The sequence below is a fragment of the Nonomuraea sp. NPDC050643 genome (assembly GCF_040654715.1).
Taxonomy (GTDB): Bacteria; Actinomycetota; Actinomycetes; order Streptosporangiales; family Streptosporangiaceae; genus Nonomuraea.
The window spans coordinates 58,583-71,497 of record NZ_JBFAIM010000030.1; the positions used below are offsets into that span (position 1 = coordinate 58,583).

A 12,915-nucleotide genomic window follows, 5' to 3' on the forward strand; every position below is an offset into this window, starting at 1 on the left:
CCAACGGGCGGAGGCTACGTCGCGAGCGTCTGGCCCGCCTCGATGGCCTCGCGCACGCTCTTGGCCAGCGTCTCCTCCAGCGCGTCGCCCTGGGCTTCGAGCGCCCGCATCCCGTCGGCGTCGTCGGTGTGCGCGAGCAGCGCCCGGTACTTGTCGTTGTTGGCCAGCGCCGCGCGTGCCCGGATGGCGGCGTCGGCCTCCCCGACGCGGTAGGCGTACCTCTCCAGCTCCTTCACCCGGGCCTCAACCGCCGCCTCGGAGCGGCGCAGGGCCTCCTGCTGCGGCTCCAGCACCGCCCTCAGCTCGGGTGTCACGACCCCGCGCATGGCGCGCTCCTGCTCCTGCCGCAGGTGCGTCTGGACGCGCAGCAGCAGGGCGATCTCCCAGATCTGCCGGGGCAGCAGCACCTCGTTGGCCAGGCCGTCCAGCAGCCGCAGGCGCAGGACCTCGGAGGTGTAGACGGACATGACCGCCGCCCTGGCGCGTTCCAGCAGGGCGCGCGCGGCCGGGGCCAGGTCCCGCACGATCACGAACCTGTCCCGGTACGGCGACCGCGCGGGGTGCCGCCCGAGCCGCGGGATGAAGCAGTCGATGACCGCCAGCCGCTCCTGCTCGGTCAGGCCGGGGTCGGCGACGAAGTCGACGGTGCGCCTGACGTGGTCGCGCTCCTGGGCCAGCCGGCGCTGCTCGGCGGCGAAGAGCCGCCGGCGGCGCAGCGCGTCACCGGTGACCAGGGAGGTGCAGATGCCGAGCAGGGCGAGAATGACGGCGATGACCAGGACGCCGAGGCCGAACCGCGTGGCGAGGACGAAGCCGGTCAGGATGACGGCCGCGCAGATGCCGGCCGATGCCAGCGCGTACCCGAAGCCCTTGACCACACCATCCCCCTGGGAGGGAGTTCCGTTGTGCCCTGGGAGTTCACAATAGCCCGCAACCCCCGAAAGATCACCAGGTTCCGGGCATACCGATCTCAGCGGAGATAGGAGGCGCCGTTGAGGTCGAGGACCGCGCCGCTGGCCCATTCGGCGGCCGGGGACGCGAGGTAGAGGACGGCGGCGGCGATCTCCTCCGGCCGCGCCACCCGGCCGAAGGGGCTCTGGGCCCGGATGGCGTCGCCGCGCGGGGCCTTGAGGTGCTCGTTCGTCATGTCCGTCTCGACGAAGCCGGGCGCCACGCCGGCCACCGCGATGCCGCGCGGGGCCAAGGCGATGGCGAGGGACTGGCCCAGGGCGTTCAGGCCGGCCTTGCTGGCGCCGTAGGCCGGGCTGTCGGGCTCGCCACGGAAGGCGCCGCGCGAGGAGACGTTGATGACGCGGCCTCCCGCCGGCATGTGCCGCAGCGCGCACCAGGTGACGTTGGCCGCGCCCACGAGGTTGACGTCGAGCGTCCTGCGCCAGGCGGCCTGCCACTCCTCGTAGGAGGTCTCGGCGACGGGGTGGTGGAGGAACACGCCCGCGTTGTTCACCACGACGTCGATCCCGCCCAGCGCCTTCGCCGCCGCGTCGACCATGCGGCGCACCTCCTCGGCGTCCGCGAGGTCGGCCTGGACGACCGCGTGCCCCTGCCCCGGCAGCGTGCCGAGCAGGCTCTCGGCCTCCTGGGCGGAGTCGCGATGGTGGATCGCGACCCGGTCTCCCGCGGTGGCGAAGGCGCCCGCCACCGCCCGCCCGATTCCCCTCGACGCCCCGGTGACAAGAACTCCACGTCCGCTCATCCACCGCAGCATAAACGTCGTGGTGCGAGCGCGGCGCGCGACCCTACCCTGAGCGGATGGAAGACGTGACGTCGGCGGTGACGCGTGCGTACGCGCTCGGCGAGGCGCTCGGCCCACTGGTGTACGCGGCGCGCGGCGAGCTGGGCCGCATCTGGCGGCTGGACACCACCGGCGGGTCCTGGGCGGTCAAGGAGCTGCTCGTGCCCGTCGAGGAGCGCGACGCGCGGGCCGACACCGCCTACCAGGTCGCCGCCGCCGCTGCCGGGGTCCGGCTGCCCAGGCCCCGGCTGACCACGGACGGCGCGGTGCTGTCGGGCCGCTTCCGGGTCTACGAGTGGGTGGAGCTGGTGCTCGGCGAGGAGGTCACGGGGGCGGAGCTGGGGACCGTCACGGCGGGGCTGCACCGGGTGCCGCATCCGGCCGGCGGGCCCGCCACCCCTTGGTTCGCGGAGCCCGTCGGGCGGGAGTGCTGGGAGGCGCTGGCGGCGGCGGGCGGGGAGTGGGCGCCCGCGCTCGGGCGGCTGCTGCCGGAGCTCGCCGCGCTGGACGCCCTGGTGGTCCCGCCCGAGCCCGGGAGCCTCGTCACCTGCCACCGCGATCTCAACCTGGAGAACGTGCTGCGCGCCGCGGACGACGGCGGCGTGGTGGTGCTCGACTGGGAGAACTGCGGCCCGGGGCGGCCGTCGCAGGAGCTCGCGAAGACCCTGGCCGGCCTGCCGGGGGACGGCGCCGCGGGGGCGTACGAGGCGTACCTGGCCGCCGACGGCCCCGCACGGATCACGGAGCCGGCCGACTTCTCCATGGCCATCGCCGAGCAGGGGCACCTGCTGGAGTTCTACGCCCGCCGGGCGCTGTCGCCGGAGGAGCCGGCCGAGAACCGCTCCAGAGCCCGCGCCCGGCTCGCCACCATGCTCGCCCGGCCCCTGACGAGGGCGCGGATCGACGCCCTGCTCGCCGCCTTCGGCGCCCGCTGAAGCGCTCCGCGCCGAGCGCGGGTCGCGCGGCGGGGCGTCTCAGCGTCCGCGCACGATGAGGCGGAGCAGGCGGCGGGGTCGTTTGCGCCGGAACGCCGCCCGCTCGTTGACCTGCGGATACTCCACGTCCGGCACCGGCACTCCGAGGAACGCGCACAGCGGCCCCCACCCCTGCCCCGCCTCGAACACCAGCAGCCGCTCGGCCGGGATCGCGGCCTTCACCTCGGCCACGTGCCGCTCGAAGACCTCGATGACATGGTCGCGATCGTCCACCCGGCCGTCGAAGACGCGGTCGATGAAGGTGGCCCTGGCCATGCGCGGGTAGAGGGCGAAGTCCGGAGACCGCCTGGCCACCAGCCAGCGGACCACCCGGCGGCGCAGGGGCAACGGCCGCCGCTGCTCCAGCGCGCTGCGGAAGATGGTCTCGCTGACGCTGTCGTACCAGCGGGCGGGGTCGCGGACGGTCAGGATGACCTTGGCGTCGGGATAGTACGCGGCCAACTCCCGCCAGTACGCCGACGCCGGCCAGTCGAGCGCCGACCGGAACCCCGCGAACACCGTGTCCCAATCCCGCGAACGCCCTTCGCCCACGTCGAGCCACTGCCGCACCCGGTACGGCTCCGCGATGACCGCCGACATGTGGTAGCACGGGCCGAACCCCAGCACCTCCAGCGCCGCCTTGAGCGACCTCGTGCCCGTACGGCCGAATCCGGCGCCGATCACCTTCACGTCGCGCACACCTCTGATCCGTCTCTGATGTGGACCGTCTAACGTCGCGGTGAATCCCGTTATATGACGACATATAGCTAACGGGAACCGCACAGAGGAGCCCATCCATGCTCTTCCCGCACCCCCTCCTCCAGGCACTGCGCGACGCGCCCGCACGCCCGGCTTTCGAGCACGGCGGCCGGACCGTCTCCCGGGACGAGCTGCTGGACCTGATCCGCCGCCTGGCGGGCGCGATGCGCGAGGCGGGCCTCGGGCCCGGCCGGGCGGTCGCGATCCGCACGGGCGTCACGCCCGAGGCGTTCGCCGCCCACATGGCGGCGCACGCGCTGGGCTGCCGCGTCGTGGGCGTCCGCCCCGGATACCCGCCCGGCCAGCTCGCCCATGTGCTCTCCCTGGGGATCGACGCCGTGCTCGTGGACCCGGGAACGGCCGGCCCCCTGCTCCTCGGCACCGGGACGGCGCTGTCGCTCGGGCCCGTGGCGGGCGCGGCCGACCTGCTGGCCCGGCCGGACGACGGCGGGCCGCTCACGGTGAGCGCCCGGCCGGACGACGTGGCGGCCCTGACCTTCACCAGCGGCAGCACGGGACGGCCGAAGGGGTGCGCGATCACCTACCGGGCCTTCGGCGAGCACTGGGCGTGGCAGCCGCGCGTGTGGTCGCCGGTCGCGCAGGCCTTCGCCCGGGGCTTCGAGCGCTATCTGCTGTTCGGCACGCTGGCCAGCATGGTGGTGCTGGAGTTCCTGGCGCCGTGCCTGCTGGGCGGCGGCACCGCGGTGATCCCGGAGGAGGACGGGCGGCCGCTGTTCCCGTACGCGATCGAGCGCCACCGGATCACCGGGTCGATCATCACCGTGCCCCGGCTGACGCAGATGCTCGACCTGCTGGAGCGGGATCCGGCGGACGTGTCCAGCCTGCGGGTGCTCATGGTCAGCGGCTCGCCGATCGGCCCCAAGCGGCTGGCGGCGGCGGCCGAGCGGCTCGGCCCGGTCGTCTACCAGGGGTACGGGCAGACGGAGGCGGGCAACGTGGCCATGCTGACGCCCGAGCACATCGAGGCCGGCGTCGTGGCCCCGGTCGGCCGGCCGCATCCCATGGTCGAGCTCAGCGTGCGCGACGACGACGGCCTGGAGGTTCCCCCTGGGGCGACCGGCGAGATCTGCGTCCGCAGCCCGTACGTGATGGCCGGCTACTGGGCCGACGAGGAGGAGACCCGCGACACCCTGCGGGACGGCTGGCTGCGTACCCGCGACCTCGGCCACGTGGACGAGGACGGCTTCCTGCACCTGGCCGGGCGCTCGCGCGACGTCATCATGGTCAACGCCATGGTCGTGTACGCGGGCCCGATCGAACGCCTGCTCACCGCCCACCCCGACGTGGCCGAGGCGTACGTGGCGGGCGCGCCGGACGAGGGCACGGGCGAGGCCGTGCACGCGTTCGTCGTCCCGGCGCCGGGCCGCGTCCCCGACCCCGCCGGCCTGGCCGCGCTCGTACGGGCCGAGCTGGGCGACGACAGCGTCCCTCAGACGATCACGACGGTGCCCGGCGTGCCCGTCGCCACCAGCGGCAAGCCCGACAAACGCGCCCTGCTGACCCTGCACGGAATCGGCTGAAAACGGCTTTCGAACGAGCGGGCATTCACGCTCCCGATTACTCCCATTTCAGCGTTTCCGCGGACTAGCATGACCATCACGGAGGCTCGGCGGGAATGCGGCCCGGCACAAAGTGATCGATGGGGGTGCGGGCCGTACCGATATCGGACACCGCCGTGAAATAACGTGAACTTTCTCGTGACCGCACGTCATTGGCGAAAGTTATTCCGACGGAAACGCCGGCGGATCGGGGGGCCGATCACCGGCGGGCTGCGTCGCCGCTGCGCGGCGAGGGCTCGTGCGCTGCCCTTGCCCGTGCCGTTCAGCGCGCGCAGGCTCTGCGACCTCGTGGCGGCCGAGCGGGGACGGCCGATCCGGCTCATGGCGATCTCCGGCCTCACCGACGTGTGCGGGGTGTGGATCGCGGCCGAGACGGCGGACTTCATCTGCTACGAGCAGGGCACCACCGCCCCGCACCAGGAGCACATCATCCTGCACGAGCTGAGCCACCTGCTCTGCGACCACTTCCCCGCGTCGCTCGACGGCTCGCTCGACGGCTCGCTCGACGGCTCGCTCGACGGGTCGCTCCGGCTCCTGCCCGACCTCGATCCGGGGATGGTCCGCCGGGTGCTCGGCCGCACCTCGTACACCACGGTCGAGGAGCAGGAGGCCGAGCTGCTCGCCTCCCTCATCCGGCAGCGGGCGCGCCTGCCGGACGGACGCCTGGCCGACAGCGGCGGGCTCGCCGGGCGGCTGCACGCCGCGCTGGTCTGGCGCGGCTCGGGGACCGAACGTGGCTGACCTGCTGCGTCAGTACGGCCCGCCCGTGCTGATGTGGGTGTTCCTGCTCGCGCGGGCCCTGCGCACGCGCAAGCGGCGGCGCGAGGACCCCACCCGCACCGTGTGGGGCACGCTGCTGGGGCTGGCCGTGTCGATGACCGTGCTGACACCCGTCATGTACGCGGCCATCGGGGAGCTCACCGGCGTGCCGAACCTCGCCCGGCTGCTGGGGCACCTGAGCATGCTCGTGGCGGCCTGGTCGTCCCTGGCCTTCATGCGCCAGATGCGGAGCCCGGACCAGGAGGGGTCCGGCCGCCCGCCGGCCGGGCTGCGGCTGCTGGCGGGGTTCGCGACGGCGCTGGTCGTCCTGTTCGCGCTGGCGGCGACCGAGGTGAACGACATCCGCTGGGCCGCCCGCTACGCCGCCCACCCGTTCATCCTCGAATACTGGCTGGTCTACCTGGCCTACCTGGGCCCCACCTTCGGCCTCATGGCGGCGACCGGATGGCGGTACGCGCGCCTGGTCGGCGACCCCACGATCCGGCTCGGGCTGCGGCTGGTGGGGGTGGGCGCGGTGTGCGGGGTGACGTACCACGTGCACAAGGCGCTCTTCTTCGCCTCGCGCCGGCTGGGGTTCGCCTACGAGAACGTGGCGGCCGCCGACCAGGTGCTGCCGTTCGCGGCGATGTCGCTGGTGCTGGTCGGCGCCTCCATGCCCGTGTGGGGCGGGCGGGCGGGGGTGCCGGGGGCCGTGGAGTGGCTCGCGAACTACCGGACGTACCAGGGGCTGCGCTCGCTCTGGCTGGACCTGTACCGGGCCAACCCGCACATCGCGCTGGTCCCGCCGCGCCCGCTGGCGCTCGACCTGCTGATGCCGTACGACCTGCGCATGCGGCTGTACCGGCGGGTGGTGGAGATCCGCGACGGGCGGCTGGCCATGCAGCCCTACATGGACCCGGCCGTGGCCGCCACCGCCCGCGCGGAGTCGGCGCGCAAGGGGATGAGCGGACCGGCGGCGGAGGTGGTGGTCGAGGCGGCCACCCTGGCCGCCGCGCTGCGGGCCCGGGCCATGGGCGCCGACCCGGCCGAACCGGAGGCCGGCGCGCCCGTGCCCGGCGGCACCGACCTCGACAGCGACACCACGTTCCTCAGCGAGGTGGCGCGCGCCTACCGCCGCCGTCGCGGCGCCTGAGCGCTCACTTCGTCTCGCCCTCGTCGGACAGCCCTTCGAGCTCCCGCACCCGCTCGACCATCTCGGTGATCGCGGTGAGGCTGCGCGCGGACAGGCCGACCGAGCGCAGCGCGATCTGCCGCACGGAGGCGTCGCGCATGGCGGTGAGCAGGGCCAGCTCGGCGTCGATGCGGATGGCGGCCTCGTCGTCGAAGAAGTAGGCGGGCGGGACGCCGAAGAACTGCGCCAGCGCCTCCAGGTGCCGCTTGGTGGGGTTGTCGCGCAGCCCCTTGCGGAGCTGCCAGACGTAGGTGGCCGAGATCGTCGGGCCGCCCTGCTCGCGCAGGCTGGTCGCGACCTCCTCGTAGGTGTATTCGCCGCCGTCCGCGGAGCGGACGGTGCGCAGGAGGTGATCGAGCTTCTCGGCGAGGGAGCGCCCCGGCTCGGACGGAGCGGTGGCCATCAGCCCCCTCCTTCGGGTGAAAGACCGGCGATAACCGACCCAGGGTACCAGCTTTCAACTGACGTTAAGCGCTGCTGACCGTCATCGGCCACCCCCGCTGATGGGGCGATCGTACGACGCCGGCCCTGGCCGCCCTTCTGAGCATTCTCTGAGAATTGCCCGCCAACACTGCTTTTGTCCGTTCAATCACATCGCTGTGACGGAGGCGTCAGTGCCGGACAATTCCCTGGACTACCTGGTGATCGGCGCCGGACCCGCCGGGCTGCAGCTCGGCTACTTCCTGCACAAAACGGGCCGGAAGTACCTGATCCTCGAGGCGGGGGCCGGACCGAGCCAGTTCTTCCACACCTTCCCCCGCCACCGGACGCTCATCTCGATCAACAAGAAGCACACCGGCTGGGACGACCCCGAGCTCAACCTCCGGATGGACTGGAACTCGCTGCTCTCGGACGACCCCGACCTGCTGTTCACCCGCTACAGCGACCGGTACTTCCCGCACGCCGACGACATGGTCCGCTACCTCACCGACTTCGCCAGGGCCTGCGAGCTGCGCGTCGCCTACGACGCCCGCGTGGTCCGCGTCGAACGCCCCGGCGAGACGTTCGTGGTCACCGACGAGAGCGGCCGGACGTACGAGGCCAGGCGGGTCATCGTCGCGACCGGCGTCACCCGCCCCAACATCCCGCCCATCCCGGGCATCGAGACGGCCGACCTGTACGGCACCGCCTCCACAGACCCCGCCGACTACATCGGGCAGCGGGTGCTCATCATCGGCAAGGGCAACTCGGGCTTCGAGACGGCCGACAACCTGATCGAGACCGCCGCGGTCATCCACGTCTCCGGCCCCCACTCCCTGCGCATGGCCTGGCGCACCCACTACGTGGGGCACCTGCGCGCGGTCAACAACGGCCTGCTCGACACCTACCAGCTCAAGTCCCAGAACGCCCTGCTCGACGGCGACGTCAGGCGCGTCGAACGGCGCCCCGACGGCACGTACCTGGTGACGGTGGCCTTCGCCCGGGTGAACGAGGTCACCAAGGACATCCCGTACGACCGCGTGATCCTCTGCACCGGCTTCCGCTTCGACGCCTCCATCTTCGACGCGTCCTGCAAGCCCGACCTGGTGGTCAACGACCGGTTCCCGTCGCTCACCCCGGCCTACGAGTCGGTCAACGTGCCGGGCCTGTACTTCGCGGGCACGATCACCCAGTCGCGCGACTTCCGCCGCGGCACCAGCGGCTTCATCCACGGCTTCCGGTACGGCGTGCGCGCCCTGCACCGGGTCCTGGAGTCCCGTCATCACGACGTCCCGTGGCCGGCGCGGGAACTGCCCAACGACCCGGCCGCGCTCGCCGACGCCGTCATCGAGCGGGTCAACCGCACCTCGGCCCTGTGGCAGCAGTTCGGCCTGCTGGCCGACGTCATCGTCCTCGACAACGACACCGCCCGCTACCTGGAGGAGCTCCCCCACGACCTCCAGGGACCGCCGATCGGCGAGCGCGGCCACTTCGCGATCACCCTCGAGTACGGCCCCGACCACGACAAGATCGACCCCTTCGACATCGCGATCGGCCGCATCGGCCAGAGCGACGCGGCCCGCGCCCACGAGGGCCACTACCTGCACCCCGTGGTCCGGCACCACGTGCCGGGACACCCTCCCGTCGCCCACCACATCACCGAGAACCTGGAGAACGAGTGGACCTCCCCGGAGGTCCACGTCGAGCCGCTCAGGGCCTTCTTCGCCCGCAGGACCTCCTCGATCACGGTCTGACATGGACCCGCTGAGCCTGCGCGAGTTCGAGGCCGCGGCCCGCGCGCGCCTCGAACCCGCGTACTACGACTACTTCGCCGGGGGCGCCGGCGACGAGGTCACCATGCGGGCCAACGAGGCCGCGTTCGGGAGGCTGGGGCTGGTGCCCCGGGTGCTGCGCGGCGTGGGGAAGCTGCAGACCGGTGTGACCCTGCTGGGATGCCGCGCGGCGATGCCCGTCCTGGTGGCGCCGACCGCGTTCCACCGGCTCGCCGACCCGGACGGCGAGCGGGCCACCGCGCGCGCCGCGGCCGCCGCCGAGACGATCATGATCGTCAGCATGGCCGCCACGGTCGCGATCGAGGAGGTGGCGGCCGCGGCGGCCGGCGGCGAGCTGTGGTTCCAGCTCTACGTCCAGCCGGACCTGGCCTTCACCGAGCGGATCGTCCGGCGGGCCGAGGCGGCCGGGTCCGGGGCGCTGGTCGTCACCGCGGACTCGCCCGTGCTCGGCCGGCGCGAGCGGGAGCTGCGCCACGGCTTCGACGACCTGCCCGACCACCTGTGCTGCGAGAACCTGCGCGACGGCGACCGGGTGCGGCCGATCGTCCTGTGGCCCGAGCTGTCGTGGGAGCACCTCGCCGCGCTGCGGGACATGACCGCGCTGCCCATCGTGCTCAAAGGCGTCACCCACCCGGCCGACGCGCGGCTCGCGGTGAAGCACGGCGCCTCGGCGATCATGGTCTCGAATCACGGCGGGCGGCAGCTCGACGGTGTCCCGGCCACGATCGACCTGCTGCCCGAGATCGTCGCCGAGGTCGGCGGAGCCCTGCCCGTGCTGCTCGACGGGGGTGTCCGGCGCGGCACGGACGTGCTCAAGGCGCTGGCGCTCGGCGCCGCCGCCGTCGCGGTCGGCCGCCCCGTGCTCTGGGGGCTGGCCGCGGACGGCGAGCGGGGGGTGAGCGGCGTGCTCGGCCTGCTGCGCGCGGAGGTCGAGCACGCGCTCACGCTGTGCGGCTGCGCGTCCGTCCTGGACCTCGAACCCGGGATGGTGCGCCGGTCATGCTGATCACCCTGCTGCCGGTGCTCGCCGTCCTGGTGAGCCTGCCGTGGTGGCTGCCGGGCCGGATCGTGGCGCTGCGGGCCCGGATCTTCGCCCGGATCAACGGCGACGAGGGCATTCCCGTGCCCGGCGACCTCGTCGGCGTGGAGCGCTTCAAGGAGGTCTACTCGCATCCGGCCGCGGGCGGCCGCAGCAAGGGGGCCGCGCTGTCGGACCTGTTCTGGTACTGGCTGGCGCCCGGCCCCGAGATGCACCAGGAGCACCTGGAGGCGGGCGAGCGGTACGACGCCGTCGCCCGCGTCACACGCGGCCTGCTCGCCGTGCCGCGCGCCGAGGCCGAGGAGCTCACCCGCCGCTGCGTGGCCCGCACGCTCGGCGACGTGCGCGGGCTGGTGCGGCTGCGGGACCTGATGATGCCGCTGTGGGCGGAGGTCTCGTACGAGCTCGTGTTCGCCGAGCCGTGCCCGCGCGCGGCCCGCGACCTCATCGTCGCCAACGCGAACGACGTCGTCACCTCGCTCAAGTGCACGGGCCTGCGGCACATGGAACGCCGGCTGCGCCTGACCCGCTACCTCACCGGCCGCCTGACCCGGGTGCGCCTGCCGCTCCCGCCCGGCCTGACGCCGGAGGAGCAGGCGTACTACCTGCAGGGCGCCTTCTTCAACACCGCCGTCGTGCAGATGTCGGAGGCCATGGCGCACCTGCTGATGGTCCTGGCCCAGCACCCGGACGTGCAGGAGCGAGCCCGTACGGGCGACGCCCGCTACCTCGACCAGGTGATCTCCGAGACCCTGCGGCTCTACCCGCTCTTCGGCATCGCCCACCGCATCACCACCGGCGCGATCCCGCTCGACGAGCGGAACGCCATCCCGGCCGGTTCGGTGCTCTGCTTCAACTACCCGGAGTTCCACCGCGCCGGCTTCGACGACCCCGGCCGCTTCGACCCCGGCCGCTTCCGCGCTGACGACGTCCATCGGCCGGCCGCCAAGGAGCTCAACCACATCCCCTTCGGCGTCGCGGCCAACCGGCCGTGCCCGGCCTGGCGGCTGGCGCCGATCACGATGCGGGTGGCGGCCCAGGAGATCCTGCGGCGCTGCTCCCTGGACTCCTCCGCCGTCCACACCAGGTCCCTGCCGAACCGGGGGCCCTGCCTGCTCACCCCTCTGGGCGCCGCCCGCAGGCCGCGCGCCGCGCTGGCGTACATGCGCGTGCGCGACCGCTGGGAGGACGTCTGGCGCAGCCTCGCGCAGCTCGTCCTCGGCACCTACATGGTCTGGGACGCGCGCAGGCAGCGCCTGTGCGAGCGCCACTTCGACGACCGAGACGACTGAAGCGGAGAATTGCATGCACTATCTGGCCTACGTCGCGCCCGCCGACGCCAACCTCGCCCTCATGCTCAAGGTCTTCCCCGCCCTCGCGGTCCTGCTCGTCACCGCGGCGGTCTGCGGGCGGCTGGCGCTCATGGTGATGCAGCCGCGCGTGCTCGGGGAGATGGTCGCCGGTGTTCTCCTCGGGCCCACGCTGTTCGGCTGGCTGTTCCCCGAGGCGCAGGCCGCCCTGTTCCCACCGGAGATCAGACCCGTCCTGTACGTGCTGAGCACCATCGGCCTGACCCTCTACATGTTCCTGGTCGGGGCCGGCCTCGACCACGGCGCGCAGACGCGCGGCGAGGTCCGCAGGGCGGCCGTGCTGGCCACGTCGGGCATCCTGCCGTCCATGCTGCTCGGGTTCGGCGCCGGCCTGCTGCTGTGGAGCACGCTGTCGCGTCCCGACGTGCCCCCGTTCCAGTTCGCCCTGTTCGTCGGCGGCGCGCTGTCGCTGACCGCCTTCCCGATGCTGGCCAGGATCCTGTACGAGCGCGGCCTGGAGAACAGCCCCATCGGCCGGCTCACGCTCATGGCCGCCTCCATCGACGATGCCCTGGCCTGGTGCATCCTGGCCGTCCTGTCGGCCATGCACCTCGGCTCCGGCGCGGCCGACGCCCTGCCCACGATCGGCCTGACCGTGCTGTTCGCGGTCGTGATGCTGACGGTGGTCCGGCGCCTGCTGCGCCCGATGGGCAAGACCGTGGCCCGCACCGGCCGGTTCAGCCCCACCCACATGTACGTCGTCATCCTCGTCCCCCTCATCGCCGGCTGGATGACCGACTGGATCGGCGTGTACGCGGTCTTCGGCGGCTTCCTCGCGGGCCTGGCCATGCCGCGCGACGCGGCGTTCCGGCAGGCCCTGCACGGCCGCATGATGGAGATCGTCTCGACGTTGCTGCTGCCCACCTTCTTCACCTTCTCCGGGCTGAACACCCAGCTCGGCGGCATCGCGGGCGGCACCATGCTGCTGGCGTTCGGGCTGATCCTGCTGGCCGGGTTCTGCGGCAAGTACTTCGGGTGCTCGCTGGCGATGCGGGGGATCGGGTTCAGCTGGCGGGAGTCGTACGCGGTGGGCGCGCTCATGAACGCCCGTGGGCTGATGATCCTCATCTTCATCAACATCGGCCTGGCCCAGGGCATGATCACCTCGGAGCTGTTCGCCATGCTCGTCCTCGTGGCCGTCCTCACCACCGGCGGGGCCCTGCCCCTGTACAAGCTGGCGCTGCCGGACCGCCTCGAGCGCACCACGAAGCCCGAGTCCCCCGAACCGGTCGCCGCGGGGTCCAATTCGCCTTAATCGCCCAGGTAGGTCGGCTTA

At 72.8% G+C, this 12,915-nt stretch carries 12 protein-coding genes; 8 read left to right on the forward strand and 4 right to left on the reverse strand.

Annotated elements, in window-relative coordinates:
- Positions 1 to 14 precede the first annotated feature (14 nt).
- Both AB0I15_RS34250 and AB0I15_RS34255 read right to left on the reverse strand, forming a co-directional pair.
- Entirely contained in the window at positions 15 to 878 is an 864-nt protein-coding gene (locus AB0I15_RS34250) for a hypothetical protein (RefSeq protein ID WP_358104647.1), read from the reverse strand.
- 92 nt (positions 879 to 970) lie between these two features.
- Positions 971 to 1,714, reverse strand: a complete 744-nt coding sequence (locus AB0I15_RS34255; protein ID WP_358104650.1) for an SDR family oxidoreductase — start codon at positions 1,712 to 1,714, stop codon at positions 971 to 973.
- Between the two features lie 56 nt (positions 1,715 to 1,770).
- Between AB0I15_RS34255 and AB0I15_RS34260 the strand changes: the two genes are divergently transcribed.
- Entirely contained in the window at positions 1,771 to 2,688 is a 918-nt protein-coding gene (locus AB0I15_RS34260) for an aminoglycoside phosphotransferase family protein (RefSeq protein WP_358104653.1), read from the forward strand.
- A gap of 39 nt (positions 2,689 to 2,727) precedes the next feature.
- Here AB0I15_RS34260 and AB0I15_RS34265 read toward each other — a convergent pair whose 3' ends face one another.
- Entirely contained in the window at positions 2,728 to 3,426 is a 699-nt protein-coding gene (locus AB0I15_RS34265; protein ID WP_358104656.1) for a sulfotransferase family protein, read from the reverse strand.
- 98 nt (positions 3,427 to 3,524) lie between these two features.
- Here AB0I15_RS34265 and AB0I15_RS34270 point away from each other — a divergent pair, with 98 nt between their 5' ends.
- The 3 genes from AB0I15_RS34270 (at position 3,525) to AB0I15_RS34280 (ending at position 6,978) form a co-directional block, all read left to right on the forward strand.
- Positions 3,525 to 5,027 (forward strand): AMP-binding protein, encoded by a 1,503-nt coding sequence (locus AB0I15_RS34270; RefSeq protein WP_358104659.1) that lies wholly within the window; start codon positions 3,525 to 3,527, stop codon positions 5,025 to 5,027.
- A gap of 294 nt (positions 5,028 to 5,321) precedes the next feature.
- Positions 5,322 to 5,807, forward strand: a complete 486-nt coding sequence (locus AB0I15_RS34275; protein ID WP_358104662.1) for a hypothetical protein — start codon at positions 5,322 to 5,324, stop codon at positions 5,805 to 5,807.
- Positions 5,800 to 6,978 carry an MAB_1171c family putative transporter gene (locus AB0I15_RS34280; protein ID WP_358104665.1) on the forward strand — a complete coding sequence of 393 codons (1,179 nt, stop codon included), beginning with the start codon at positions 5,800 to 5,802 and terminating at the stop codon, positions 6,976 to 6,978. The genes AB0I15_RS34275 and AB0I15_RS34280 overlap by 8 nt, the downstream gene beginning before the upstream one ends.
- A gap of 4 nt (positions 6,979 to 6,982) precedes the next feature.
- Here AB0I15_RS34280 and AB0I15_RS34285 read toward each other — a convergent pair whose 3' ends face one another.
- Positions 6,983 to 7,420 (reverse strand): helix-turn-helix domain-containing protein, encoded by a 438-nt coding sequence (locus tag AB0I15_RS34285; protein ID WP_358104668.1) that lies wholly within the window; start codon positions 7,418 to 7,420, stop codon positions 6,983 to 6,985.
- A 211-nt stretch (positions 7,421 to 7,631) separates the two neighbouring features.
- Here AB0I15_RS34285 and AB0I15_RS34290 point away from each other — a divergent pair, with 211 nt between their 5' ends.
- The 4 genes from AB0I15_RS34290 to AB0I15_RS34305 are packed head-to-tail and all read left to right on the forward strand — an operon-like array spanning position 7,632 to position 12,894.
- Positions 7,632 to 9,191: an NAD(P)-binding domain-containing protein gene (locus AB0I15_RS34290; RefSeq protein WP_358104671.1), complete on the forward strand. Its 1,560-nt coding sequence runs from the start codon at positions 7,632 to 7,634 to the stop codon at positions 9,189 to 9,191.
- Position 9,192: 1 nt separating this feature from the next.
- Positions 9,193 to 10,236 (forward strand): alpha-hydroxy acid oxidase, encoded by a 1,044-nt coding sequence (locus AB0I15_RS34295; RefSeq protein WP_358104674.1) that lies wholly within the window; start codon positions 9,193 to 9,195, stop codon positions 10,234 to 10,236.
- Positions 10,230 to 11,561, forward strand: coding sequence for a cytochrome P450 (locus AB0I15_RS34300; protein WP_358104677.1), 1,332 nt, complete (start codon positions 10,230 to 10,232; stop codon positions 11,559 to 11,561). Before AB0I15_RS34295 ends, AB0I15_RS34300 begins: the two co-directional genes overlap by 7 nt.
- A 13-nt stretch (positions 11,562 to 11,574) precedes the next feature.
- Positions 11,575 to 12,894, forward strand: coding sequence for a cation:proton antiporter (locus tag AB0I15_RS34305; RefSeq protein ID WP_358104680.1), 1,320 nt, complete (start codon positions 11,575 to 11,577; stop codon positions 12,892 to 12,894).
- Positions 12,895 to 12,915 lie beyond the last annotated feature (21 nt).

Coding starts and splice junctions, on each gene's coding strand:
- AB0I15_RS34255 (WP_358104650.1), bottom strand. CDS start 1,714: ATGAGCGGACGTGGAGTTCTTGTCACCGGGGCGTCGAGGGGAATCGGG.
- AB0I15_RS34270 (WP_358104659.1), top strand. CDS start 3,525: ATGCTCTTCCCGCACCCCCTCCTCCAGGCACTGCGCGACGCGCCCGCA.
- AB0I15_RS34285 (WP_358104668.1), bottom strand. CDS start 7,420: ATGGCCACCGCTCCGTCCGAGCCGGGGCGCTCCCTCGCCGAGAAGCTC.
- AB0I15_RS34300 (WP_358104677.1), top strand. CDS start 10,230: ATGCTGATCACCCTGCTGCCGGTGCTCGCCGTCCTGGTGAGCCTGCCG.
- AB0I15_RS34305 (WP_358104680.1), top strand. CDS start 11,575: ATGCACTATCTGGCCTACGTCGCGCCCGCCGACGCCAACCTCGCCCTC.
- AB0I15_RS34295 (WP_358104674.1), top strand. CDS start 9,193: ATGGACCCGCTGAGCCTGCGCGAGTTCGAGGCCGCGGCCCGCGCGCGC.
- AB0I15_RS34260 (WP_358104653.1), top strand. CDS start 1,771: ATGGAAGACGTGACGTCGGCGGTGACGCGTGCGTACGCGCTCGGCGAG.